Annotated in this window: 22 protein-coding genes; 5 read left to right on the forward strand and 17 right to left on the reverse strand. The window is 64.8% G+C overall.

The annotated features are described in order from the left end of the window. Positions 1-34 precede the first annotated feature (34 nt). The 5 genes from AC1ROT_RS12310 to AC1ROT_RS12330 all read right to left on the reverse strand — a co-directional run bounded on the left by AC1ROT_RS12310 (position 35) and on the right by AC1ROT_RS12330 (position 5,319). Positions 35-1,009, reverse strand: coding sequence for a TRAP transporter substrate-binding protein (locus AC1ROT_RS12310; protein WP_492999305.1), 975 nt, complete (start codon positions 1,007-1,009; stop codon positions 35-37). A 154-nt stretch (positions 1,010-1,163) separates the two neighbouring features. Beyond that, the gene (locus tag AC1ROT_RS12315) at positions 1,164-3,107 is read right to left on the reverse strand and encodes a PAS domain S-box protein (RefSeq protein WP_492999307.1); all 1,944 of its coding nucleotides are present in this window, start codon (positions 3,105-3,107) and stop codon (positions 1,164-1,166) included. Between the two features lie 3 nt (positions 3,108-3,110). Next, positions 3,111-3,821, reverse strand: coding sequence for a response regulator (locus tag AC1ROT_RS12320; protein ID WP_492973485.1), 711 nt, complete (start codon positions 3,819-3,821; stop codon positions 3,111-3,113). A gap of 78 nt (positions 3,822-3,899) precedes the next feature. After that, positions 3,900-4,874 (reverse strand): alpha/beta fold hydrolase, encoded by a 975-nt coding sequence (locus tag AC1ROT_RS12325; RefSeq protein WP_492999309.1) that lies wholly within the window; start codon positions 4,872-4,874, stop codon positions 3,900-3,902. A 25-nt stretch (positions 4,875-4,899) separates the two neighbouring features. Further along, positions 4,900-5,319, reverse strand: coding sequence for a globin family protein (locus tag AC1ROT_RS12330; protein WP_492973483.1), 420 nt, complete (start codon positions 5,317-5,319; stop codon positions 4,900-4,902). Between the two features lie 333 nt (positions 5,320-5,652). Between AC1ROT_RS12330 and AC1ROT_RS12335 the strand changes: the two genes are divergently transcribed. Beyond that, positions 5,653-6,972: an MFS transporter gene (locus tag AC1ROT_RS12335; protein WP_492999310.1), complete on the forward strand. Its 1,320-nt coding sequence runs from the start codon at positions 5,653-5,655 to the stop codon at positions 6,970-6,972. Between the two features lie 39 nt (positions 6,973-7,011). Here AC1ROT_RS12335 and AC1ROT_RS12340 read toward each other — a convergent pair whose 3' ends face one another. From AC1ROT_RS12340 to purH, 3 genes are all read right to left on the reverse strand, one after another. Then, positions 7,012-8,259: a cyclopropane fatty acid synthase gene (locus AC1ROT_RS12340; RefSeq protein WP_492999313.1), complete on the reverse strand. Its 1,248-nt coding sequence runs from the start codon at positions 8,257-8,259 to the stop codon at positions 7,012-7,014. Positions 8,260-8,414: 155 nt separating this feature from the next. Continuing rightward, positions 8,415-9,062 (reverse strand): glutathione S-transferase family protein, encoded by a 648-nt coding sequence (locus tag AC1ROT_RS12345; RefSeq protein ID WP_492999314.1) that lies wholly within the window; start codon positions 9,060-9,062, stop codon positions 8,415-8,417. A gap of 14 nt (positions 9,063-9,076) precedes the next feature. Further along, on the reverse strand, positions 9,077-10,663 hold the full coding sequence (gene purH / locus AC1ROT_RS12350; protein WP_492999315.1) for a bifunctional phosphoribosylaminoimidazolecarboxamide formyltransferase/IMP cyclohydrolase: 1,587 nt from the start codon (positions 10,661-10,663) through the stop codon (positions 9,077-9,079). Between the two features lie 145 nt (positions 10,664-10,808). Between purH and AC1ROT_RS12355 the strand changes: the two genes are divergently transcribed. Continuing rightward, positions 10,809-11,762 (forward strand): acetyl-CoA carboxylase carboxyltransferase subunit alpha, encoded by a 954-nt coding sequence (locus tag AC1ROT_RS12355; RefSeq protein ID WP_492973478.1) that lies wholly within the window; start codon positions 10,809-10,811, stop codon positions 11,760-11,762. A 307-nt stretch (positions 11,763-12,069) separates the two neighbouring features. Here AC1ROT_RS12355 and AC1ROT_RS12360 read toward each other — a convergent pair whose 3' ends face one another. The 6 genes from AC1ROT_RS12360 to AC1ROT_RS12385 all read right to left on the reverse strand — a co-directional run bounded on the left by AC1ROT_RS12360 (position 12,070) and on the right by AC1ROT_RS12385 (position 17,687). Continuing rightward, a complete protein-coding gene (locus AC1ROT_RS12360) occupies positions 12,070-12,675 on the reverse strand; it encodes an alpha/beta fold hydrolase (protein WP_492999317.1) in 606 nt (201 codons plus the stop codon). Between the two features lie 250 nt (positions 12,676-12,925). Then, positions 12,926-13,987, reverse strand: a complete 1,062-nt coding sequence (locus tag AC1ROT_RS12365; protein WP_492999318.1) for an ABC transporter substrate-binding protein — start codon at positions 13,985-13,987, stop codon at positions 12,926-12,928. A 276-nt stretch (positions 13,988-14,263) separates the two neighbouring features. Next, complete coding sequence (locus AC1ROT_RS12370; RefSeq protein ID WP_492999320.1) at positions 14,264-14,905, reverse strand: glutathione S-transferase family protein; 642 nt, start codon at positions 14,903-14,905, stop codon at positions 14,264-14,266. A 147-nt stretch (positions 14,906-15,052) separates the two neighbouring features. Next, positions 15,053-15,508: a MaoC family dehydratase gene (locus AC1ROT_RS12375; protein WP_492999322.1), complete on the reverse strand. Its 456-nt coding sequence runs from the start codon at positions 15,506-15,508 to the stop codon at positions 15,053-15,055. Positions 15,509-15,871: 363 nt separating this feature from the next. After that, on the reverse strand, positions 15,872-17,059 hold the full coding sequence (locus AC1ROT_RS12380) for an epoxide hydrolase family protein (protein ID WP_492999323.1): 1,188 nt from the start codon (positions 17,057-17,059) through the stop codon (positions 15,872-15,874). 1 nt (position 17,060) lies between these two features. Next, positions 17,061-17,687, reverse strand: coding sequence for a LysE family translocator (locus tag AC1ROT_RS12385; protein ID WP_492999326.1), 627 nt, complete (start codon positions 17,685-17,687; stop codon positions 17,061-17,063). A gap of 168 nt (positions 17,688-17,855) precedes the next feature. On the opposite strand from AC1ROT_RS12385, the gene AC1ROT_RS12390 reads away from it, so the two are divergent. Beyond that, positions 17,856-18,956 carry a peptidoglycan-binding domain-containing protein gene (locus AC1ROT_RS12390; protein ID WP_492999328.1) on the forward strand — a complete coding sequence of 367 codons (1,101 nt, stop codon included), beginning with the start codon at positions 17,856-17,858 and terminating at the stop codon, positions 18,954-18,956. Here AC1ROT_RS12390 and AC1ROT_RS12395 read toward each other — a convergent pair. The 3 genes from AC1ROT_RS12395 to secA all read right to left on the reverse strand — a co-directional run bounded on the left by AC1ROT_RS12395 (position 18,953) and on the right by secA (position 23,435). Continuing rightward, positions 18,953-19,525 (reverse strand): hypothetical protein, encoded by a 573-nt coding sequence (locus AC1ROT_RS12395; protein WP_492999331.1) that lies wholly within the window; start codon positions 19,523-19,525, stop codon positions 18,953-18,955. The two genes, AC1ROT_RS12390 and AC1ROT_RS12395, sit on opposite strands and share 4 nt — an antisense overlap. Positions 19,526-19,567: 42 nt before the next feature. Then, positions 19,568-20,569 carry a DUF2891 domain-containing protein gene (locus AC1ROT_RS12400; protein WP_492999333.1) on the reverse strand — a complete coding sequence of 334 codons (1,002 nt, stop codon included), beginning with the start codon at positions 20,567-20,569 and terminating at the stop codon, positions 19,568-19,570. A 151-nt stretch (positions 20,570-20,720) separates the two neighbouring features. Beyond that, the gene (gene secA / locus AC1ROT_RS12405; RefSeq protein WP_492999335.1) at positions 20,721-23,435 is read right to left on the reverse strand and encodes a preprotein translocase subunit SecA; all 2,715 of its coding nucleotides are present in this window, start codon (positions 23,433-23,435) and stop codon (positions 20,721-20,723) included. Positions 23,436-23,665: 230 nt separating this feature from the next. Here secA and dapE point away from each other — a divergent pair, with 230 nt between their 5' ends. Together dapE and AC1ROT_RS12415 are read left to right on the forward strand one after the other, a co-directional pair. Further along, positions 23,666-24,907 (forward strand): succinyl-diaminopimelate desuccinylase, encoded by a 1,242-nt coding sequence (dapE, locus tag AC1ROT_RS12410; protein WP_493001157.1) that lies wholly within the window; start codon positions 23,666-23,668, stop codon positions 24,905-24,907. Beyond that, positions 24,891-25,463, forward strand: a complete 573-nt coding sequence (locus tag AC1ROT_RS12415) for a hypothetical protein (RefSeq protein ID WP_492999337.1) — start codon at positions 24,891-24,893, stop codon at positions 25,461-25,463. Before dapE ends, AC1ROT_RS12415 begins: the two co-directional genes overlap by 17 nt. Positions 25,464-25,480 lie beyond the last annotated feature (17 nt).

A 25,480-nucleotide genomic window follows, 5' to 3' on the forward strand; every position in this document is an offset into this window, starting at 1 on the left:
GCCGCCCTTTTCATATGCACCGCAGATGCGGGGTTTACATCTTCTTGTAGGCGTCGACGATCGAGGCGCCATCGGTGCCGGTCTTCTTGACCCATTCTTCGATCATGGTGGCGCCGATCTTCTCGAGGCCGGACTTCAGCGCCGGCGAGGGCGGCTGAACCTTCATGCCGTTCTTGGCCAGATCGGCCTTGGCCGACTCGGTCTCTTCCTTGGCCATGTCCCAGCCGCGCTTCTCGGCGGCAACGGCGGCATCCTTCACGGCCTTCTGCGTCGCCGCATCCAGCTTCTTGAAGGCATCGGCGTTGACGAAGACGAGGTTCTTCGGCAGCCAGGCCTGGGTGTCGTAGTAATGCGTCAGGCTTTCCCAGACCTTGGAGTCACGGCCGGTAGCGCCCGAGGTCATCATGGTGTTGACGACGCCGGTGGCCAGCGCGCCGGCCAGTTCGGCCGCCTGGATGGTCACGGGCTGCGCCTGCACCAGTTCGGCGATGCGCGAGGTGGCCGGGCTGTAGGCGCGCCACTTGGTGCCCTTCAGGTCATCGACGCTGTTGATGTCCTTCTTGGAGTAGATGCCCTGCGGCGGCCAGGCGATAGCATACAGCACCATCATGCCCTGATCGGCCAGCTTCTTCTCGATCAGCGGCTTCGAGGCCGTCCACAGCTTGAACGAGGAGTCGAAGCTGGTGGCGAGGAACGGTACGCCGTCGACGCCGAAGACCGGGATTTCGTTTTCCAGATTGACCATCAGCACTTCGCCGGCCTGGACCTGGCCGGTCTGGACGGCGCGCTTGATTTCCGGCGCCTTGAACAGCGAGGCGCCCGGATGGATGGTGATCTCCAGCTTGCCGCTCGACAGCTTCTTCACGTCATCGGCGAACAGCTGCAGATTCTTGGTGTGGAAGTTGCTGATCGCATAGGCGTTCGGCAGGTCCCACTTGGTCTGCGCCGAGGCGGCGCCACCGATCATTACGGTGCCGAGCACGGCAGCGCTAAGCCACATCTTCGTCATATCGATTGTCTCCCCATTGGACGATGCGCCCGGAATAAAGCGCGCATTAAAATAGTTTGTCATCGTATGACCGGTTTTGGCAAGACCAGTGGCCCGGAAAATGGGCTGATGCGGAAACGGGCAATATGCCGCGCTGCGGTCAGTTGCCGGCCAATCATTTGCCAGATTGGTTCGCGGCTGGTTCCGCGTCGATCACGCCGGCCACCACGCGGCGCACCTCTTCTGGCGAGAACGGCTTTTCCAGACAGGGCCGGCCGCTCTCGCGCAGGAATTCGGCGATATCGGGGCTCAGCATGTCGCCGGTGACGAAGATGATGCGCTGCGACAGGGCCGCGTTCTGCGCCCGCAGGCGGGTGAAAAAGCTGGGCCCATCCAGGCCCGGCATGCGCAGGTCGGTCAGGATGACGGCGAAATCACTGTCGCCCAGCAGGTCGAGCGCCGCCTGCCCGTTATCGGCCAGGGCGACGACAAACCCGGCGCCACGCAGGATTTCCGCCAGCAGGTCGGCCACGCCGCTTTCGTCATCGACCACCAGGGCATGGCGTCCGCGCGGCAAGAGCGTGCGCTCGCCGCTGCGCCCGGTCTGCGCCGGTTGCGCCAATGCGCTGCTGGCCGGCAGGCGCATGCGAAAACAGGCGCCGCCACCATCGGCCGCATCGGCTTCCAGGGTGCCGCCATGGGCGGTGACAATGCCATGGCTGACGGCGAGGCCGATGCCGGTGCCGCTGCCCGGGCTGCTGCCCGGCGGCTTGGTGGTGAAGAACGGCTCGAAAATGCGGCGCCGCAGGTTGGCCGGAATACCCGGTCCGCTGTCGCTGACGCTGGCCTCGATCCACTGGCCATCGCCGCTCAGGGCAATCGCAATGGCGATGCGGCGCGGATCGGGCTGTCCGGCCAGCGCCTGCTGGGCATTGATCACCAGATTGCTGAACACCTGGTTGAGCTGGTCGGGATCGGCCGAGATCGCCGGCAGGTCGGGGGCGAAGCGCCGCTCGATGCTGATGCCGCTGCTGCGCAGATTGTAGTCCAGCAGGTTCAGCACGTCTTCGACCACGCGTTCCAGCATGACGGGCCGCCGCGCCGGCCGCCGCTGTCGCGCCATGCCGAGGAAGGTGCGGGCGATGCGGGCGCAACGTGCTGCGGCCGTTTCGATCTTGCCGGCGCGCTCGGCATACGCCGTGCCTTCGGCGTTTTCCTTCAGCATCTGCGCCTGGCCGACCACGATGGACAGCGGGTTGTTCAGCTCATGCGCCACGCCGGCCAGCAGCGAGCCCAGCGCCGACAGCTTTTCCGACTGGTACAGGGCTTCTTTCTGGCGCTCGATTTCGGCGGCGGCGCGTTTGCGCTCGGTGATGTCGCCCACCGATCCAGCCATGCGCAGGGCGCGCCCGTCAGGCCCGCGCTTGGCCGCGGCCGTCGTCTGCACCCAGCGTTCGACGCCATCGGCGCGCAGCAGGCGGTATTCCATGACGATATTCTCGACCTCGCCGCGCAGCAGTCGGCGCGTGCCATCCTTCAGGATGTCGAGATCGTCGGGATGCACATGCACATGCCAGGCATCGATGGTGGCAAGATCCTTGGCTTTGCGGCCGACGATTTCTTCCAGTCGCTCGGAGTAGAAAGCCGTGCCGTTTTCAACATCCCACTCAAAGATGCCGTCGTTGGAGCCGCGCACCGCCAGGCGGTAGCGTTCCTCGCTCAGGCGCAGCTGCTGGCGCGCGGTGATATCGCGTAAGTAAGCGACCAGCAGGCGTTCGCCGCCGGGCAGCATCAGGTCGGTCACCGTCAGTTCGACGGGAAACACGCTGCCATCGGCGCGCAGACCCTCGGTCTCGAAGCGCTGACGGTTGCGCGCGTCGCCGGGATTGGACAGGCGGCGCAGCATCGCGGTCTCATGGAACGGGCGCAGATTTGGCGGCACGACCACGGCGCCGACCGGCCGGCCCAGCACGTGCTCGCGCTGCTGGCCGAACATGGCTTCGGCGGCGGGATTGAATTCGACGATGCTGCCCTGGATGTCGGTGAGGATCACGCCGTCCAGCGAGGCCGCCAGCAGCGGACGCAGATGCTCGATGTCGTAGGGCAGCCGGGCCGACACGCGCTACGAGACCCGCCGGCTGAACAGATAGCCGGCGCCGCGCACGGTCTTGATCACCTCAGGCTTGGTCGGGTCCATCTCGATCTTGCGGCGCAGGCGTGCGATGCGGATGTCGATGCTGCGATCGAACGGTTCCCAGTGATGGTGATGCGCCAGGTCCAGCAGCTGGTCGCGGCTCAGCACACGGTCGGGATGACGGGCGAAGGCGGCCAGCAGATCGAACTCCATGGCGGTCAGCACGATCTCGGCGCCGGCGGCATCGAACAGCTTGCGGGCACCGAGATTGAGGAAGGTGCTGCCAAAGCGCACCACCTCGGCGTCGTCGCCCTGTTGGGCTGCACCGTCACCCAGGCGGCGCAGCACGGTGCGGATGCGGGCGCGCAGCTCGCGCAGGTCGAAGGGCTTCTGGATATAGTCGTCGGCGCCCATCTCCAGACCGACGATGCGGTCGACCACCTCGCCGGCTGCGGTCAGCATGACGATGCCGACTTTCGAGCGGGCGCGCAGCCAGCGCGCCAGGCTCAGGCCATCCTCGCCGGGCATGGTGATATCCAGGATCACCAGATCGGCCGGCCGTTCGGCATGCAGCTGGCGGAAGCTGACGGCATCGGCGGCCGTCTCGACATGGAAGCCATGGCCCGACAGGTATTCCGCCACCATCTCGCGGATGCCAGCCTCGTCGTCGACCACGATGATATAGGGTTCACCTGTCATGCCGTCCCCATTCCCCATGGCTGTGATAGCAAGCGAAGGCCCAGGCCGTCCATCGGCCTTGCAGGCAGCGGCAGGGTCTCAGGCGCAGGCCCGCGGCAGCGCCGCACGTTCGCAGGCGTTCAGGAAGGGCAGGATCACGCGACCGACCGCATCGGGCTGGTTGGCCGGGGCCAGATGGCCCAGGTCGGGCAGGATGGCATGGCGCACCACCGGCAGGGCGCCGGCCAGCCGTTCAGCGATCAGCCGCAAGATGCCGGGCGAGCGCGTGCCGCTGAGCAGCAGGGCCGGTATCTTCAGCATGGCATAGGCGGCGAGGGCCTGGCGGGCGCCGAAGGCCATGCCGATATCCAGGCAGAGCCGCGGGGCATGGCCGGCCAGGGCAGTCTGGCGCATCGGGGACAGGGCCGCGAAGGCGCCCGGATGGTTGCAGAAATCATGGTACAGGCGGGCGGCCTCAAGGCTGTCGCCGCGCAGGCAGGCCACGCGCATGTCGCCGGCCAGGCTTTCCATCTGGCGCTGCGCCGGGGCGTGACCGCCGCATTCGGGCTTCAGCAGATGCAGGGCCATCGGCTCGTACAATGTCATGCTGCGGATCCGGTCGGGATGGTCCAGGGCCGCGCGCAGCGCCACGGCCGCACCGAAGGCATGGCCCAGCAGATGCACCGGCCGGTCGAAGCGACGCAGCAGGGTGCCGATCAGGCTCGCATTGTCGTCCAGCGTCATGCGCTGGGGCATCGGCAGCGGTTCGCTGCGGCCATAGCCGTAGAGATCCGGGCAGTGCAGGCGGAAGCCATCGCCCAGCCAGGGCAGCAGGCCGCGCCACATCTGGCCCTGCATGCCCGATCCGTGCACGGCCAGCACCGGCGTACCGCTGCCGGCCGTGAACAGATGCACCATGGTGCCGCGCGGCCCGACGAAAGCCTGTACCGGCACCGTGCTCATCAGCGCCATCAGCGCAGGATGAGTCGGCACCAGCTGTGCGGCGGGATTCACGGCGACGGGCCGCGACGGCACGGGCACGGTTTCAGGCTGGCGGAACGGAACGGCGGTCATGGTCGGATTTCCGGAAAAAGAAAGATCAGGCGGCCTGCGGGCTTTTGGCGGCGGCAATCATGGCGCCGCTCAGGGTGCCATAGGCGGTGGCCCAGGCTTCGCGCAGCTCCGGGGTGAAGGCATCGCCAAAGGCACCGGCCAGCGTATCGAGCAGCGCGCCGCCGACGGTGGCGTAATGGCTCTCCTGCACGCCGTAGCCGACATGGCGGCGGGCCATCTGCTGCACGGTGGGCAGCACGGTCTCCAGGCGGTCGAGTGCGGCCACCACGGTGGCGATCGCCATCATCAGTTTCTGGCCCTGGGCCACCATGTCGCCCTTGAACAGCGGCTTCAGCGCCGGGTCGAGGGTGAACAGGCGCTCGTAGAAGGCGGCCGCGGCCGCGTCCTTGATCGGCAGAACCTTGGTGAAGCTGTCTTTGACGAGGGCAATCTGGTGCGGGGTCATGGCTGGTCTCCTGTCGGGTCTCTGGGGCTTGGCCGGCGGTGTTGCGATTCGCCGCCGGTCCGGGGCTTTGTGACGGCGCGGTTTATCGGCCCGGCGGGTTTCGCTTGTGTGTCTCGCAACCGCGAAAAGCGTTTCAATTGTTTCATTTGCCCGCCGGGGCAGTGATTGGCGCTGTCACACGAGGCGGCTATGCTCGCGGAAAGCACGCGTAGGGAAGCCATGACAAACGGAAAAGAACTGATCCCAGCGACACCTTCCGGCAAGCTTCCAATAGTCCGTCCGGGAAATACCCCTGCCGGGCCTGCCTCATGGCGGGCGCGCCTGTCCTGGGCGATGTTCGACTGGGCCAACCAGCCTTATTTCACCGTCATCACCACCTTCATTTTCGCGCCCTATTTCACCAGCAAGGTGATCGGCAATTCGGTCGAGGGCCAGGCGCTGTGGGGTTACACGCTGGCCTTCTCCGCGGCGATCATCGCCATCGGCGCGCCCTTCCTCGGTGCCCTGGCCGATGCCGGCGGCCGCCGCAAGCCCTGGCTGTTCCTGTTCCAGATCCTGCTGGCCTTTGGCTGCGCGCTGCTGTGGCTGGCGCAGCCCGGGCAGATGCAGCTCCTGCCGCTGGTGCTGCTCGGTTTCATCCTGGCCAGCATCGCCGCCGAATATTCGATCATGTTCAACAATGCGCTGCTGCCGTCGCTGGAGACGCCGCAGCATATCGGACGCCTGAGCGGCATCGGCTGGGGCCTGGGCTATGCCGGCGGCCTGCTGGCGCTGTTCGGCACGCTGATCGTGTCGCAGCCTGAACTCATCGGGATCACGCCGCCGCCCGGCGAGGCCCTGCTCGGTCTGCGCCGCGACGCCTTCGAGGCCGAGCGCATCATCGGGCCAGCCACCGCGATCTGGGTGGCGATCTTCGTGCTGCCGATGTTTCTGTTCACGCCGGATCGTCCCGGTTCGGGCCTGCCGTTCACGCAGGTGATCAGGGTCGGCATCGGCCGCGTGATCGGCACCATTCGCCATATGCGGCAATACGGCAACCTGTTGCGCTTCCTGATCGCCTACATGATCTATTACGATGGCGTGGTCACGATCATCACTTTTGGCGGCATCTATGCGGCCGGCGTCTTCAACTGGGGCACCACCGAACTCGGCATCTTTGGCATCCTGATCAATCTGGTGGCGATTCCGTCCGTGATGATCAGCGGCGCGCTGGAGGATCGCATCGGCTCCAAGCGCGCCGTGCAGATCGCGCTGGTGTCGATCGGCCTCGGCGCCTTTGGCATCCTGTCGATCACGACCGGCAAGGTGCTGTTCTTTGTCGATGTTATGCCGCGCGCTGCCGGCGCCGGCCTCTTCAGCTCAGCCGGCGAGCAGGTGTTTTTCCTCTGCGCCATTCTTCTGGGTGCCGGCTTCGGCTCGGTCCAGGCGGCCAGCCGCACGCTGGTGGCGCGGCTGTCGCCACCCGACATGGTGGGCGAATTCTACGGCCTCTTCTCGCTGTCGGGACGCGCCACCACATTTCTGGCGCCGCTGCTGATCGCCATCACCACGCCGATCTTCGCCACCCAGCGGGTGGGCGCCGCGATTGTGCTGGTCTTCCTGGTGACCGGCTTCATCGTGCTGTGGAAGGTAAAGGAGCCGGCGCGGTCGTGACATAAGAAAAAGCCCCGGCTTTAACCGGGGCTTTTGTCGTTATGCCGTCTTGGCAAATGGCCGCTGCGGTTTCTCGCGACCGGCCAGCACCTGCTCGGTTTCCTGCATGTAGTCGCGCGTGATCGGCAGAATGTCGACCTGCTTGGTCAGCTGCACCTGGAACACCATGTTGCCCCAGTGCCGGAAGGTGACTTCCGAGGCGGCCAGGTAGAATTCCCACATGCGGCAGAAGCGTTCGTCATACAGCGCCTTTGCCTTGTCCCACTGGGCCATGAAACGCTGGCGCCAGTGCTTCAGCGTCTCGGCATAATGCAGGCGCAGGATTTCCATGTCGGTGACCCACAGGCCGCTGCGCTCGATCACCGGTGTCACCTCCGACAGCGCCGGGATATAGCCGCCGGGGAAGATGTATTTGCGGATGAATCCCGGTGTGGTGCCCGGCCCGTCCATGCGGCCGATCGAATGGATCAGCGCCACGCCATCATCCTTCAGCAGGCGGGCGACGCCGTTGAAGTATTCCTGGTAATGCGGCACGCCGACATGCTCGAACATGCCCACAGAGACGATGCGGTCGAACTGGCCGGCCAGCGTGCGGTAATCCTGGATATGGAACTTCACCCGGTCGCTCAGGCCATGTTCGGCCGCGCGGCTGGTGGAGATCGTGTGCTGCTCGGTGCTGAGTGTGATGCCGGTGACCTCGGCGCCGCAGGTCTCGGCCAGGTAGAGGCCAAGCCCGCCCCAGCCCGAGCCGATCTCCAGCACCTTCATGCCGGGCTCGATCCGCAGCTTGGCGGCGATATGGCGCTTCTTGGCGAGCTGCGCCTGTTCCAGCGTGGCATCGGGCGACGGGAAATAGGCGCAGGAATACTGCTTGTCGGTATCGAGGAACAGATCGTAGAGCCGGCCATCCAGATCGTAGTGATGCTGGACATTCTTGGCGGCCTTGCTTTGCGGGTTGAACTGCTGCCACAGCTTGGTGACGCGGTCGAAGGCGCGCATCAGGCCGGAGAAGGGCAGCTGCCCATGGGTGCCGAGATTGCGCACCACCACGGCCAGGAAATCGTAGATCGTGCCTTTGTCGACGACGAGATCGCCGTTCATATAAGCTTCGCCGACCGCCAGATTCGGGTCCAGCGCCATGCGCGTCCCGGTGCCCGCCCTGGTCAGGCGGATCACGACGGTCTCCGGTCCCACCGGGTCGCCATAGTGCCGGCTGCGATTGTGGTGATCGATCACCGTCAGCGAACCGGTTTTGATGACTGCCTTGAGTACACTGTCCAAAAGCATGCGGAATCTCCAAGTAGAAGAGATAACGCCCCAATCCGTCATTCATATTGACGCGCTGGGTTGCCGGCGACAAGAGGGGTTGTGCAGGTCCGCTCGGCTGGAACCGAGGGCATATCCGGTGCGTTGGTTACCGATGCGGCGAATTCGCGGCCCGGTTATGCAGGCCAGGTCTCCGCCCAGGCGATGCCCTGCTTCTGCATCATGCGCTGGAAGGCCGGGCGCGGATAGGCGGTGTCCACCACCCGCTTCAGGTTGGGCCAGTGCCACATCGGCCGCGCGAAATAGCGGCTCCAGCGCGCCAGCATGGCCAGATAGATGTCGCAGATGGTGAACTGCTCGCCGGCCATATGGCGATTCAACGGGCCGATACTGTCGTTCATCACGTCGAAGCTGCGATAGAGCTTGCGTTCGGCCTCGGCCTTAAGCGCCGCCTGCTGCGCCGGGTCGGCGAAGGTCCAGTCGGGGTGGAACCAGTCGATGCAGCCGGTCTGCACCGTGTTGGTCATGTAGGTCAGCCACTGGTAATACCGGCCGCGCGCCGTGGAATTCATCGGCGGCGCCAGATTGGCCTCCGGGTGCTTGTCGCTCAGATACTGGCAGATCGCCGCCGTCTCGAAGATGACGAAATCGCCATCCACCAGGGTGGGAATCCGGCCGTTTGGGTTGAGCGTCGTGTAGGGCGGACGCTCATGCTCCTTGGCGGCAAGGTCGAGCCGGATGGCCTCGTAGGGCGCGCCGATCTCCTCCAGCACCGCCTGGGGGGCCATCGCAGCAGAGCCGGGGGACCAGAAGAGCTTGTACATCGACGTAAACCCCGTCAGTGCCGGAAGTGGCGCATGCCGGTGAAGACCATGGCCAGGCCGGCCTTGTTGGCGGCATCCACCACCTCCTGGTCGCGGATCGAACCGCCCGGCTGGATCACGGCGGTGGCGCCGGCTTCCACCAGGGCCTCCAGGCCGTCGGCAAACGGGAAGAAGGCATCCGAAGCCGCCACCGAACCCACGGTCAGCGGCTCGGCCAGGCCGGCGGTGGCGGCCGAGTCCTGGGCCTTGCGATAGGCGATGCGGGCGGCGTCCACACGGCTCATCTGGCCGGCGCCGATGCCCACCGTGGCGCCGTTCTTGGCATAGACGATGGTGTTCGACTTCACATGCTTGCCGACGCGGAAGGCGAACAGCAGATCGGCCAGCTCCTGCGGGGTGGGGCTGCGCTTGGTGACGATCTTGAGATCCTGTTCCTCGATGCGACCCGCATCGCGGGTCTGCACCAGGAAGCCGCCGGCGACGGATTTGACGAACCAGCCGCTGCTGAGCGGATCGGCCATGGCGCCGGTGACCAGCAGGCGCAGGTTTTTCTTGGCATTCAGGAAGGCTTTGGCGTCGTCATCCACGGCGGGCGCGACGATCACCTCGGTGAAGATGGCGCCGATCTTCTCGGCGGTCGCCCTGTCGAGTGTGCGGTTCATGGCGACGATACCGCCGAAGGGCGAGACCGGATCGCAGCGGAAGGCGGCATCCCAGGCTTCGCCCAGCGTGTCGGCGCTGGCGACGCCGCAAGGGTTGGCATGCTTGATGATGGCGATCGTCGGCTTGTCGCTGAATTCCGACACCAGCTCGAAGGCCGCATCGGTGTCGTTCAGGTTGTTGTAGCTGAGTTCCTTGCCCTGCAGCTGCTGCGCGCTCGCCACGCCCGGGCGCTTGTCGCCGGTAACGTAGAAAGCCGCGCGCTGATGTGGGTTTTCGCCATAGCGCAAGGATTGCTTGCGCTCGGCCGAGAGCAGCAGGGTGGGCGGGAAATCCTCGCCATTCTGGCGCGCGAACCAGGTGGCGATCATGCTGTCGTAGGCGCCGGTATGGGCATAGGCCTTGGCGGCCAGGGTGCGGCGCAGCTTGAGATCGGTGGCGCCGTTATTGGCCTTCAGTGCCGCGATCACCGCGTCATAGTCGGCGACATCCACCACCACATTGACGAAGCCGTGGTTCTTGGCTGCCGAGCGGATCATCGCCGGGCCGCCGATATCGATATTCTCGATACAGGTCGGGAAGTCGGCGCCCTTGGCCACCGTGGCGGCGAAGGGATAGAGATTCACCACCACCAGGTCGATCGGCGGGATGCCGTGCTTGTCCATCGCCGCCTTGTGATCAGGTTCGTCGCGCAAGGCCAGGATGCCGCCATGGATGGTGGGATGCAGCGTCTTCACGCGCCCGTCCATCATCTCGGGGAAGCCGGTATGCTCGGCCACTTCCTTCACCGCAACGCCGGCGTCTTTCAGAGCCTTGTAGGTGCCGCCGGTGGACAGGATCTCGATCCCGAAGCCGCTGAGCGCCTTGCCGAAGTCGATCAGCCCGGTCTTGTCGGACACGGACAGTAGGGCGCGGCGCACTTTGATCAGATCGGCGGACATCGACGGGGCCTCGGGAAGGGCAGGAGGGAAGGGCGGACGGGCTATAGCATGATGCGGCCACCCCCGGAAGATGTGGAAAACTTAGGGAGATACAAGGGTTTAGGAGGTTTGTCCGCCGCCGCGATCCATGCTAAACGATGCCCCCATGCGCTCTTATCTGGAATTCGAGAAGCCGATCGCTGAACTCGAGGCGAAAATCGCCGATCTGAGGAAGCTGGTCGACAGCGGCAACACCGATATCGCGGAAGACCTGGAGAAGCTGGAGGCCAAGGCTGCCCAGCAGCTGCAGAGCACCTACGCCAAGCTCGGCGCCTGGCAGAAGACCCAGGTCGCCCGCCACCAGGACCGCCCGCATTTCGCCGATTACATCGCCGGCCTGGTCGAGGATTACGTGCCGCTCTGCGGTGACCGCGCCTTTGCCGAGGATGGCGCCATCACGGGTGGTCTTGGTCGTTTGCGCGGCCGCGCCGTCATGGTCATGGGTCATGAAAAGGGCCGCGGCACCGAGGGCCGGGTGAAGCACAATTTCGGCATGGCCAAGCCGGAAGGCTATCGCAAGGCGATCCGCCTGATGCGCATGGCCGACCGTTTCCGCCTGCCGGTCGTCACCTTGGTCGATACCGCCGGCGCCTATCCGGGCGTGCAGGCCGAGGAGCGCGGCCAGGCCGAGGCGATTGCCCGCGCCATCGACTGCTGTCTGGATATCCGAGTCCCGCTCGTGGCCGCCATCGTCGGCGAGGGCGGTTCGGGTGGCGCCGTGGCGCTGGCCGCTGCCAACCGCGTGCTGATGTTCGAACACGCGATCTATTCGGTGATCTCGCCCGAAGGCTGCGCCGCCATCCTGTGGAACGACAATGCCAGGGCGCCCGATGCGGCCGAGGCTTTGCGCGTCACCGCCGATGACCTGCTGAAGCTCAAAGTCGTGGACGAGATCGTGAAGGAGCCGCTGGGCGGCGCCCATCGCGATCCGGCCCGGGCGATTGCCTCGCTCGGCGATGCGCTGGATGCCAACCTGCGCAGCCTGGTCGGCCAGGAGCCGGGCAGTTTGCGCGAGGCACGCCGGCGCAAATTCCTCGATATGGGCGCGACTGGCCTTTAAGTTTCGGTCAAGTCCTTGATGCGGCTGGACCATGCCGGTCCGGCTGCGGCCGATTGCAGGCCGATGCGATCCCGTTGCGGGCCGATTGGGTCCCATGCGAGGCCAATTCGGTCCCATGCAGAGCCCATTCTGTCCCGTTGAGGACCGATTGAGTCCAAGTCTGTCCCGCTGATTTTTCACGATGTCCGACAGCAGCGTCATTGAGATGGTGCTGTCGGCATTTGATTCAAGTGATTCGTCATTCTCGCGAAAGCGGGAATCCAGACTGCTGGGTAGACTGGGCTCCCGCTTTCGCGGGAGCGACGATTTATGGCGATGCTATGAAGCGCTGCACCAGCGGCGCGATCTCGGGCGCGCGGTCCTGCGCAAAACTGTGCGTGCCGCCGGCGATGATATGGAACTCGGTCTTCGGCAGCAGAGAAGCCAAGTGGCGGCCGACGCTGACCGGGCTGATGGTGTCGGCATCGCCCCAGAGCAGCAGCGCCGGCTGCTGCACGCCGGGAATCTCGGCTGAGTGGTCGGCGCGCGCCTGGGTGATCCAGTCGGCGGCCTGCGGATATTCGGCGCGATAGGCGGGTCGCCAGTCGGCGGCGCCGAAGCGCATCACGTCGATGCCGCCGCTGGCCGCCGTGAAGACCAACTTGCGGATCTTCTGCGGATAGAGCAGCGCCAGCCGCAGCGCGAAGATGCCGCCCATCGACTGGGCGAGAATGACATTGTCGTCATCGGCCAGCTGCGCGGCGGCATAGGCGGTGAGAGCATCGAGGCTGTCATAGCCCGGGCGATGCTTTTCATGGCCGAGGCCGGGCCAGTTCAGATAGGTCTTGGCATAGGTCTCCGGCAGCAGGCGTCCGAGCGAATGCCAGAACTCGGCCGCGCCGCCAGCGCCGGGCAGGAAGAGGAGATGCGTCATGCGGGGAGGATGCGTCAGTGAACGGCTGCCGTCACGCGCGGAGTTGTACTGGTGCAATGCGTGGGGACTGGAACGTTAAAATAAAACCGTCGCCCTCGGATTTATTCCGGGGGCCTATCTGCGCGACCCGACGCGCCGATGGTTGGGATGGACCCTCGGGACAAGCCCGAGGGCGACGGTTGGGGGAGTATAAAAATCGTCATGCCACGCAAGCGTGGCATGACGGAAGGGACTGGATGGCTCGGGCGGGTTACGCGATCTTGCGCATCTCGGCTGAGGGCAGGTACTTGTCGCTCCAGATCGCCTCGACCGGGGCCACCTTCTGCAGGTTATAGGCCTGGGCGATGGTGTTGATGCCACGCTGCAGTTTGGCCTTGTCGATGGCGCCGATGCCCAAGGCCTTGCCTTCCACCGTCTTCACTTGGTTGTCGAGCACCCATTGCAGGCGCTCCTGCTCGATGTCGTGCTTGAGCAGCGCATCGGCCTTCAGCAGCGAATCGGTGACCGCCTTCGGGTCCTTCATCGCATCCTGCCAGCCACGGCAGACCGCGCGGCAGATGCCGGGAATGGCGGCCTCGTTGTCTTTCAGGAATTTGCGCGAGACGACGACCGAGTTGCCGTAGAAATCGAGGCCGTAATCGGCATAGAGCATGATCGACACGTCCTCACGCTTCATGCCCAGCGATTTCAGGTTGATCCAGACGGTGGAATCGAAGCCGGTGACGGCATCCACTTCGCGCCGCATCAGCTGGCTTTCGCGCAGGCGCAGATCGACATTGTTGAACTTCACGCCGGCCGGATCGAGGCCGTTCACCTTGAAGAAGACCGGGAACAGCTTGTAGGCGTTGTCGGTCAGCGGCCCGCCCACGGTCTTGCCGATCAGGTCGGCCGGCTTGGTGATCTTCGCGGTCTTCCAGCTGACGATGGCGGCCGGGGTGATCTTGTAGATGTTGAACACCGCGAGCGGCACCTGCTCGGGGAAGCTCGCATAGAATTCCGACAGCGAGGTGAGATCGGCGAAGCTGACATCATAGGTGTTGGACGACACGCGCTGCAGCGCATCGGCGCCGGCCGCCGGGTCCATCGCGGTGATCTCGATGCCCTCGGCGGCGAAGTAGCCTTTCTCGAAGGCGTAGATGAAGGGCGAGTTGGTGCCGTTGCGCGGCAGGTTGAGCGAGAACTTCACCGGCACCTTTGCGCTGGTCTGCGCATAGATGCGTTTCGGCACGAAGGCGGCCGTGGCCGCGAGTGCGGCGCCGCCGGTCAGGAGGCTGCGGCGGCTGGGGCGCAGGATGCGGGAGGAAGCAGGCATGGGAGGCTCCGTCGGCTTGTAATTGTATGCACGAGCCTAGGGTGCGCCTGCTTTTCCGTCACGAAATATTATTGCGTGAATTTTGTGCAGATGGCGAGGATTCGGCCATTGTGTTTTCTGCCGCTGCGGCGGCGTCGGACATGACGGGCCAGCCTGCCTGAAAATTGGAAGTCTTTCCTGCGTCGCTCCCGCGCAAGCGGGAGCCCAGTCGATCCGCTGTTCTGGATTCCCGCTTTCGCGGGAATGACGACAGGGGCTTAGCTCTTCCAGTGCGCCTTACTTCCAGTGTGGGGGCCAGGTCTTCTGGACGATCGGCAGGGCCTGCATGCGCGCCATCCAGGCCGCCATCTTCGGCGGGAACAGATCGGCCGGAATGGCGTCGGGCTTGCGCAGGCGGAAGCGCGCGATGATCGCCAGATGCGGATAGAGCGTGTAATCGGCGGCCGAGACGGTGGCGCCGCTCAGGAAATCCGCCTTGAGCTGCGGTTCCCAGCGCAGCAGTTCGTCTTTCACGTCGGTCACCGCTGCGGCCAGTGCTGCGGCATCGGCTTTCTCAGGCGGGGCGAAGACCGCTTCGAACAGATGCTCGATCTTGCTGCCGACATAGTTGTCGGCCTCGCGGATCATGCGGCGCTGTTCGGCGCGCGCCCGCGTATCGGCGGCGAGCAGGCGCGGCTGCGGCCAGCGGTCCTCGACATATTCCATGATCGCCGCCGATTCGCGCAGGACAAAATCGCCATCGATCAGGGTGGGCACGCGCTGGCGCGGATTGAGCGCGGTATAGTCCGGCGTCTTGTGACCACCCTCGCTGAAGGACAGCACCTTCAGTTCGTAGGGCACGCCCTTGTGTTCCAGCGCCAGCCAGATGCGCCAGGCATAGGCCGAGCCGGAGCCGTAATAGAGCGTGACGGTGGTCATGATGGCGGGTCCCCTGGGAAAGCGTGCCGGCCTGAGAAAGGGCGGCGTATAAGGAGAGTCAATATCACAAACACGGTCACCCGCGGACTTGATCCGCGGATCCCATTGCATGGGATGCCCGGGTCAAGCCCGGGCATGACAATGGAACTACTGAGGCCGCTTCAGCACCAGCTGGGTGCCGAAGAAGCTCATCACCGTCTCACCCTTCTGGTTCTCGATCCAGTATTTCATCTTCACGATGCCGCGGTCGGGCTTCGACTGGCTTTCGCGCGTCTCCAGGATGCTGGCGCGGCCATAGAGCGTGTCGCCCGGCCGCACCGGCAGGAACCAGCGCAGCTCGTCCAGGCCCGGCGAGCCCATGCTGCCTCTGCCCAGCAGGCCGGCATTGAGCAGCATGCGGAAGCCCAGCAGCCCGGTCTGCCAGCCGCTGGCGATCAGGCCCTTATAGGGCGACTGCTCGGCGGCGAGTTTGTCGAGATGAAACGGCTGCGGATCGTAGGTGAAGGCAAAGGCCAGGATTTCGGCTTCCGAAATCGTCACGCCATCGGCCTTGATGATCTCGCCGGCGCTGTAATCCTCAAACCAGCGTTCGCTCTTGCTCATACTGTTTTATCTCTAGCTTGCTATTAATCCAAATGCAGAACCGCAGCGACCTATTAGGTCACATGCGTCCGCCTTGATCCACATCGCGGGCCAGAAAAGGACAAATGGCGCACCGATGATGAGCCATAAAGCTCTTAGGTGGTGACGCACTGCTGCAGCGGCCGCAACAATGATCCACGCCCAAGCAATCCATACGCATACCGAAATATTTTCCGCAGTCGGAATGCAGTTGGTACACCCTGAATCAAAGGCGATTAACCAGCGGCCAGGCCCGTACCAAAACCCAAAGGCAGAAAGTAACAAGGAGACAACAATTAAACTGTATAGTTCAACGCGTCGCGCTTTATTGGCAGTCGTCATGATTCATACAACCACATTTTGGAAATAATCTTGCACGTCGGCGACGAATATATCCGGCTGTTCCATCGCGACGAAATGTCCGCCGCGTTCCAGGTCGTGCCGGTGCGTCACATGATAGCCGCGCTCCAGCCAGCCTTTCGGCGACGGTGGCACCAGGTCCCAGGGCGGCAGCAGGAAGCCGGTGGGGCTGGAGACGAAATCGCCGGGCTGCATGGCCAGGTCGCCATTCTGCCGCGCCGCCCAGTAGATCCAGGTCGCCGTCGCCGCCGTGTCGGTCAGCCAGTATAAGGCAATGTTGGCGATCAGGTGATCCATGGCGAAGGGCGGGTCCTGCTCGGCCGGGCCGCGCGGGAAGCCGTGGAATTTCTCGACGATCCAGGCGGCGAGGCCGGCCGGACTGTCGCTCATGGCATAGCCCAGCGTGGAGGGCTTGGTGCTTTGGATCGCCAGATAGCCGGCCTCGCTGCCATGCAGCTTCTTGGCGCGGGCGATCCACTCGCGCTCGGCCGTGCTGAGCGGCGTCGACTCTTTGCTCAGCGGCGGGCGCAGCGGCACCATGTTGAGATGCAGGGCTGCGGCATGATGCGGATAGTCGATGCCCATCCAGCTGGAGACGATGGAGCCCCAGTCGCCGGCCTGTACCAGGAAGCGGTCGAAGCCCAGCACCTCCACCATCAGGTCGCACCACAGCCGCGCGATCGCCCGCGGCCCGATCGGTTTCTCGATCGGCATGGAAAAGCCGTAGCCGGGCAGGGTCGGGCAGATCACGGTGAAGGCGTCTGCGGTCTTGCCGCCGAAGCGTTCGGGATGCGCCAGGCGTTCGATCACCTCGATGAACTCGAACACCGATCCCGGCCAACCATGGGTAAGCAGCAGCGGCCGTGGCGTGTCGCCCGAACCCGGCTCGATCAGAAAATGCACAGTCTGCAGCCTGCCGGTATCGGGGCGTTTCAGCTTCACGCGATACTGCAGGAAGGCATTCAGCTTCGCTTCCCAGAAGCGCCAGTCGAAACCGTTGCGCCAGCGCTCGATGAAGCGGCGCATATAGGCACCGTGGGTGCCATATTGCCAGGCGGCATCCACCGGCTCGGTGGGAAAGCGCGTATGGCTGAGCCGCATCTGCAGATCGGCCAGCGCCGCATCGGCAATCTCGATGCTGAACTTTTCCGCCGCAGGCGCCAGCCGCAGCATGTCAGGCCTTTTTCAGCGACGCGGTGAGCAGGCCGGCGCCGATCAGCATGACGCCGCCGGTGCGGTTCATGATCGTCAGGGCGCGCGGGCTGGCGATGCGGCTGCGCGCCTTGCCCATGAGCGTGATGTAGAAACCCTGGATCAGGGTGGCCAGCGTGCAGAAGGTGGCCATCAGCGCGATCACCTGCGGCCAGAGCGGCAATGCGGCGTCGATGAACTGCGGCAGGAAGGCGGCGAAGAACAGGATGCCTTTCGGATTGAGCAGCGTGACCAGGAACGTCTGGCGCACCGCCTTCCAGGCGCCGCTGCGCCGCTCGGTTACGGGATCCAGATTCATCGGTGGCGCGCGCCAGAGCTGGATGCCGATCCAGACCAGATAGGCCGCGCCGATCCATTTCATCACCGTGAAGGCCTCGGCCGACGCCGCCAGCAGCGCACTGAAGCCCAGCACCGAGAGCGTGATGGCGCAGATATCGGCGAGCACGACGCCGACCAGACTGGTCAGGCCGATGCGCCAGCCGCTGGAGACCGTATGGCCCAGCACCATCAGCGTGGTGGGGCCGGGGATCATGATCATGATCGCGGCGGCGGCGGCAAAGGCGAGCCAGAGTTCGAGACTGACGGGCATCGTGCGGATTTCCTCCCTGTATTCCGTCTCTGTATCGTCCCAGCCAGCCATAGGCCGGCCGGTCAGTGCAAGGGGGAGGATCATAAGAACATTAAGAGAATTTAATTTGATAAAACCAGAATAATATCCTATATTATGTTCTTTGTTTGATCCATATGGAGCTATGCCATGACCCTGCTGCCGAGCCGTTCCGGCCGTGACGATGCCGCGCTGGAGATCGACCGTCTGTTCGGGGCGCATCCCGGGCCCGCGCCGGAGCCCGATCCCCTCGGTCGCATCGGGGCCGGCGATCCGGCCTGGGAGGCGGTGCGCGGCCGCTGGATGGCCGGCGCGCCGCTGCGCCAGCTGTTCGGCGACACGCTGTTCCGCCTGACCGACACCGTGGGCCGTGGCCGCAGCAACCGGCGCGGCGATGTGTTCAAGCTGCAGGCCCTGCTGCATCGCGAGGGTCTGCTGGATGCCGCGGCCACCGGCGGGCCGACCGGCTACTGGGGTCCGCGCGACGATGACGCCATGCTGCGCTTCCAGACCGGCGCCGGGGTCACCCCGGACGGCTGGGCCGGCCCGGGCGGCGAGACCATCGATGCGCTGGAAAGCGGCTACCGGGCGTCGTCACCGGCTGCCGCGCCGCTGCCGGGCCTGACGGTGACCGGCGATGTCGCGTCTGCCGGGCGCAATCCCGGGTCCGCCTCGCCGGTGCATGAGGCATTCCGTGCCGCCCTGCATGAGCAGGAAAGCAGCACCGGCGGCCATCACGGCTACGACGCCGAGAATGACGGCGCCTATGGCCGGTATCAGCTGCGCCAGCCGGCGCTGCGCGATGTCGGCCTGATGGACGCGGCCGGCAACTGGACCGGCAAACACGGCGTGCGCAGCCTGGCGGATTTCAAGCGCAACGCCGAGGCGCAGGAACAGGCCTTTGCCGATCTGATGGCGCGCAACGAAACCTATATGCGCCGTCTCGATGTGCTGAAGCATCTCGGCCAGGAGGTCGATGGCATCAAGGCGCGGTTCAGGCTCACCGAAGCCGGCATGGCGGCGGCGGCGCATCGCCAGGGTGCCGGCATGCTGAAAGCCTATCTCGATTACCAGCGCCGCCATGGCTGGAAGAGCGATTTCACCCGGGTCGACGATGAGGGCCGGGCGGCGGTGGCGGCGCTGCAACCCGGCATCGCCGATCCGCAGTCGGCCGAACAGGTGTTCAAAAGCGTGGAAACGCGGTTGCGGCTGTTTGAAAAAATCCCCTATCGCCGCGGCCCGGAGCGCTAGGGCTTGTCGGGCTTCTGCCAGCTGGACAGTGGCCAGAGCTGCTGCCGGTCGTCGCCGTAATCGTAGATGCTGATCCAGGTCTGCGCCGGGCCGTTTCCGGCATCCGGTATGGTCAGCTTCAGGATCTCGTCCCGGTAAATGAAGTGCCGCAGCGGCTGGGGGTATTCGGCCAGCCGCCAGCCGATACCGAAGACCAGCGTCTCCTGCGGTGTGCGCAGCGCCGCATGAACCACGGCGCTGGTCCAGTCGACGACGATCATCACGGTTTCGGTCGTCTCCGCCTTCGCATAGTCGGCGCCGGCAGAGTAGCCGACCACAACCAGATTGAACGGCGGCGCATAGCCGATCGGCACCGGCAGCGCCAGATTGGCAATGCGCGGATAATACGGCCCGGTCAGTTCACGCAGTTTCGCCTCGACAGCGGGATGCTTCAGGACCAGGTCGATATTGTCGGTGGCGATGGCGCGGGTCAGCTCGGTGTAGTCGCCGATCCTGGTCATGTCGCTGCTGCCGGCGCGCGCCGGCTGCGCAAGCAGGATCAGGATCGACAGAAGCATGAAGCGGCGCATGGCGTCAGCATACTGCGGGAGCGCCGATGTTGTCTGCCGGTTTCAGTCCGTCGCCAGGCCTTCAATGCTGAGCGCGGCAAAGGTGGCGAGCCAGTGCTCACCCCCGTATTCACCGCTCTCCAGGAAGGGCAGGCTGGCGGCTTCATGCAACGCCGCCGATTGCAGCAGGCCGGACTGGTCGCCGGGCAGTTTTGCGGCGATGCCGCGCAGGCACCAGGCGCGGCTCAGGTTGAGCCCGTCCAGATGCACGCCCTTGGCATCCGCGCGGTCGGCCACGATGGCCGGCGTGAAGATGGTGGTGGCATCGGGCAGGAAGCGGTTCCACCACGCGGCGAAGTCGGTATCGGGCAGCAGCGCGGCCATCAGCAGCGCCCCGGTCAGTGCGCCCGACAGGAAGTCGTCGCCATTGGGTTCAAAGCGCGCCGGATAATCTGTGTCCTTGCGGAAGACGCGTTCGGCGTAAGCGGCAATCGCCGGCTCCAGCGTCGGCTCCTGTGTCACGCGGGCATAGTGCAGTGCCAGCAGCAGGCCGAAGGCGGTGTTGAAATGCGTGCCGACGCGGATCGGATAGGTCAGCTTCTCCATATAGGCGGGGAAGCGCTGCACGATGCGCTGTTCCAGCGGCTTGAGCGCCGCGCGCCAGGTCTGCGCCTGCGGGAGATCCCATTGCGAGAGTTCGGCGCTCAGCGTCAGCAGCCAGCCCCAGCCATAAGGCCGCTGCCAGGTGCCGCGGCCGGGCGCGTCGAGATAGGCGGCTTCGCCGGCGCCGGCTGCCGCCGTGAAGAACTGCGCGAACAGGGCTTCGGCTTTGGCAGCACCGGCCAGAGCCGGATGGCGGCGCAGGCAGCGCGTCAGCAGCCACCAGCCATGCACGCAGGAATGCCAGTCGTAACTGCCCCAGAAGATCGGATGCAGTTTGTGCGGCGGCAGCACATCGCCGGCATCGTTGTTGAAATGCGTCAGGTTGTTGGGGAATTCGCGGTCGAGATTGCGCAGGGGCAGCGCGGCGAAGCGTTCGGCCTGGGCCAGAGTGAGCTGGGTCATGCCACCATGATGGCACAGCCCGTCGCCTCAACAAAGGTTGTCATGCCCGGACTTGATCCGGGCATCCACGAAATGTTTTTGCCGGCTCCAAAACGTGGATGGCCGGGACAAGCCCGGCCATGACACTTTTTCTAAAGCTGAGAACCGCGGCTTACTTGCCGTGGCAGTATTTGAACTTCTTGCCGGAGCCACACGGGCAGGGCGCGTTGCGCGGCGTCGCCTTCCAGGTGCTTTCGTCATTCGGGTCGACGGCGGCGCTGCGGGCCTGCGCCACCGGGCGCGACGGCAGGCTTTCGGCATCCGCGCCGCCTTCCAGCGGCTCGCCGCGGCTTTCATGCATGGGCTGCGACGGCCGGGCGAATTCCGGCGGCGGTTCGTCGTTGCGCACTTCGACGCGGGCGAGGATGGCGGTCACCTGCTCGCGCACGCGCACCAGCATCTGCTCGAACAGCGTGAAGGCCTCGCGCTTGTATTCGTTCAGCGGGTCTTTCTGCGCATAGGCGCGCAGGCCGATGGCCTGACGCAGATAGTCCAGGTGATGCAGATGTTCCTTCCAGGTCTGGTCCAGCACCTGCAGCAGCAGGCTGCGTTCGACCATGCGCATCACATCGGGGCCGAAATTGGCGGCCTTCTCGGCCATGCGGCGCTCGACCGCATCGGCCAGCCGCTCGCGGATCTGCTGCTCGGCGATGCCTTCTTCCTTGGCCCAGTCGACGATCGGCAGATCGAGCGCGAAGATGCGCATCACTTCCGCCTGCAGGCCGGCCGAATCCCACTGTTCGGCATAGGCCTTCTCAGGGATGTGGCGGGTGACCAGTTCGTCGACGATCTCGTCGCGCATGTCGGCCACGGTATCGGCCACATGCTCGGCGCCCATGATCTCGATGCGCTGCTCGTAGATCACCTTGCGCTGGTCGTTCATCACGTCGTCGTATTTCAGCAGGTTCTTGCGGATTTCGTAATTCCGCGCTTCCACCTTCTGCTGCGCCTTTTCCAGCGCCTTGTTGATCCAGGGATGGATGATGGCTTCGCCTTCCTGCAGGCCGAGGCGCTGCAGCATGCCTTCCATGCGCTCGGAGCCGAAGATGCGAAGCAGGTCGTCTTCCAGCGAGAGGAAGAATTTCGACGCGCCCGGATCGCCCTGGCGGCCGGAACGGCCGCGCAGCTGGTTGTCGATGCGCCGGCTTTCATGGCGTTCGGTGCCGATCACATAGAGGCCGCCGGCTTCGCGCACCCGGTCTTTTTCGGCGGCGACTTCGGCACGGATCTGCGCCTCCATCTTCTCTTTCAGCTCGCCGTCCATGCCGGCGGTCTCGCGCAGGATACGCATCTCGGCATTGCCGCCGAGCTGAATATCCGTGCCGCGGCCGGCCATGTTGGTGGCGATGGTAACGGCGTTCAGGCGACCGGCCTGGGCGACGATATAGGCTTCCTGGTCGTGATGGCGCGCGTTCAGCACGTTGTGTTCGATCTTGCGCTGCTTCAGGTAATCCGACAGCAGCTCCGACTTCTCGATCGACACGGTGCCGACCAGCAGCGGCTGGCCCTTCTCGCGGCATTCGGCGATCAGCTTGACGATGGCTTCGTATTTCTCACGCGCCGAGCGATAGACCTCGTCATCGGCATCGATGCGGGCGACGCCGACATTGGTCGGAATCTCGATCACTTCCAGGCGGTAGATATCGGCGAATTCGGCGGCTTCCGTCGAGGCCGTGCCGGTCATGCCGGACAGCTTGGGATACATGCGGAAGTAATTCTGGAAGGTGATCGAGGCCAGCGTCTGGTTCTCGGTCTGGACTGACACGCCTTCCTTGGCTTCCAGCGCCTGGTGCAGGCCGTCGGAATAGCGGCGGCCTTCCATCATTCGGCCGGTGAATTCGTCGATGATGACCACCTTGTCATCCTTGACGATGTAATCCACGTCGCGGGTGAACAGCACATGGGCGCGCAGCGCCTGGTTGGCGTGATGCACGGCGGCGATGTTTTCGATGTCGTAGAGCGATTCCGACTTCAGCAGGTCGGCGGCGCGCAGGATCTGCTCGATATGCTCGGTGCCGCTTTCGGTGAAGTTCACCGAACGCTGCTTCTCGTCCTTTTCGTAATCCTCGGGCACCAGCTGCGGGATCAGCGCATTGACCTTCACATAGAGGTCAGTGGTGTCTTCCGACGGACCGGAAATGATCAGCGGCGTGCGCGCCTCGTCGATCAGGATGCTGTCGACTTCATCGACGATGGCGAAGCTGAAGGGGCGCTGCACCATCTGCTCGCGCTGGAACTTCATGTTGTCGCGCAGATAGTCGAAGCCGTATTCGTTGTTGGTGCCGTAGGTGACGTCGCAGGCATAGGCCGCGCGGCGCTCCTCGTCGTCCAGGCCATGCACGATCACGCCGGTGGTCAGGCCGAGGAAGCCATAGACGCGACCCATCCAGGCGGCATCGCGGCTGGCGAGATAGTCGTTCACGGTGACGACATGCACGCCCTTGCCGGCCAGGGCATTGAGATAGACGGCGAGCGTGGCAACCAGCGTCTTGCCTTCGCCGGTCTTCATCTCGGCGATGCGGCCATCATGCAGCACCATGCCGCCGATCAGCTGCACATCGTAATGGCGCTGGCCCAGCACGCGCTTGGCCGCCTCGCGCACCACGGCAAAGGCTTCCGGCAGCAGGTCGTCCAGGTCTTCGCCGGGCTTGCCGTCGCGGCCGGCCAGACGCTGCTTGAACTCGACCGTCTTGGCCTGCAGGCCGGCATCGGTGAGCGCGGCAATTTCCGGCTCCAGGTCGTTGATGGCCTGAACCGCTTTGGAATATCCCTTGACGGCGCGGTCGTTGGCCGAACCGAACAGCTTCTTGGCGATCGCGCCGAACATGCCGTACCCCTGAAAATGCCGCTAAATATGCGTCGCCAAACGAGAACCGGGCGACGAAACCCGGCATTAGATATGCATTGCCCCGGCCTGTGTCAACGAAGGGGGGTGCGGTAAATCCGCCCGTAAAGCGCCGCGAACAGGCCCGGGCCGACCGCATTGACCCGCGCCGTTTCAAGGGGTTACATCGCGCTTTCGCCGAAAGCGCCCAGAACTTCCCCTATCCCAAGGTCATTCCCGTGTCTGCTGCCCCTGTTTCTGCCGCCATTCCCGATCCCGTAGAGCTGTCGCAGGCGCTGATCCGCTGCCCGAGCGTGACCCCGAGCGACCAGGGCGCGCTGGGGGTGCTGGAACAGGCGCTGACCGGTCTGGGCTTCACCTGCGAGCGGCTTAAATTTTCGGCAGCCAACACCCCCGATGTGGAAAACCTCTATGCCCGTTGGGGTGCCGGCGCCATCGGCACAGCGGGTGCCGGCCCGAATTTCTGCTTCGCCGGCCATACCGATGTTGTGCCGGTGGGCGACGCCAAGGCCTGGACCGTCGATCCCTTCGGCGCCGAGATCATCGAGGGCCAGCTTTATGGCCGCGGCGCCACCGACATGAAGTCGGCGATTGCGGCTTTCGTGGCTGCCACCGGGCGTTTCCTGGCCGCGCGCGGCAATGCCCTGAACGGCCGCATCAGCCTGCTGATCACCGGCGACGAGGAAGGCCCCGCCATCAACGGCACCACGCGGGTGCTCGACTGGCTGAAGGAAAAGGGCGAGACGCTGTCGGTCTGCGTGGTGGGCGAGCCGACCAATCCGCTGAAGCTGGGCGAGATGATGAAGATCGGCCGGCGCGGCTCGCTGACCGCGCGCCTCACCGTGCATGGCATCCAGGGTCATGTCGGTTATCCGCATCTGGCCGACAATCCGGTGCCCAAGCTGCTTGATATCTTGTCAGCGCTGAAGTCGCGCCGGCTCGATACCGGCAACGCGCATTTCGAGGCATCGAACCTGGAGATCACCACGGTGGATGTCGGCAATCCGGCCAACAATGTGATTCCGGCCTCGGCCAAAGCCGTGCTCAACATCCGCTACAATACCGAACAGACTGCGGCCGGCCTGAAGGACTGGATCACCCGCACGGTGGAAGCCGTCTGCGGATCGCAGAGCGCCAACCGCGCGCTGCAGGGCACGCGCTTCGATCTGGTGCTGGAAGACGGCGCCATGCCCTTCCTCACCAAGCCGGGGCCCTTTGTCGCCGCGATGGCGGAAGCCGTGAAGACCGGCACCGGTCGGGTTCCTGAATTAAGTACGACGGGTGGCACGTCGGATGCGCGCTTCATCCAGGCCTATTGCCCGGTGGTGGAATTCGGCCTCGTCGGCCAGACCATGCACAAGGTTGACGAGCGCGCCGGCGTGGATGACATCCGCGCGCTGAGCAAGGTCTATGAAAGCATGCTGCAGCGGTTCTTCGATGCCGCCGTTGTTTAAAGTCGAAGTCGCCAACGCGCTGCGCGGGCTCGGCCTGCTGCTGCGCGGCGATTCGGCGGCCCTGCTGCATTTCGATCTGTCCGAGGCCGGTTTCTGGCGCAGCTTCCGCGCGCCGCTGATCGTCGGCGTGGTCTACGTGCTGCTGCTGCCACCCGAAGGGCCTGTCGGCGAAGCCGATCTCGGCTGGCCGCTGTTCGCGCTGGTGCAGTTCGTCCAGTTCCTGCTCGCCTGGGGCATATATTTGGGGTTGATTGCAGGGTTAAGCCGCATGTTTGGGTTGAGCGGCCGCTATGCCGTCTTCGTTGTCCTGTACAACTGGGCCCAGGCCATCGTGACGGCCGCCAGCCTGCCGATCCTGGCCGGCGGCGCGCTGCAGCTGATCCCTGGCAGCGTGCAGGTCGGATGGAGCACAGCGCTGCTGCTGGCGTGGTTTTACATCGTGGTGCAGACGGCGCGGCATGGCTTGCAGGCAGCACTGCCGGTGGCATTGGCGGCGGCGATTTTCGATCTCACCGTCAGCCTGGTTCTGTATCGACTCGGCGATCTGCTGTTCTGATCGGCGGCATCCGGCTG

It is taken from the genome of Ferrovibrio sp. GW821-FHT12E11 (assembly GCF_058806975.1).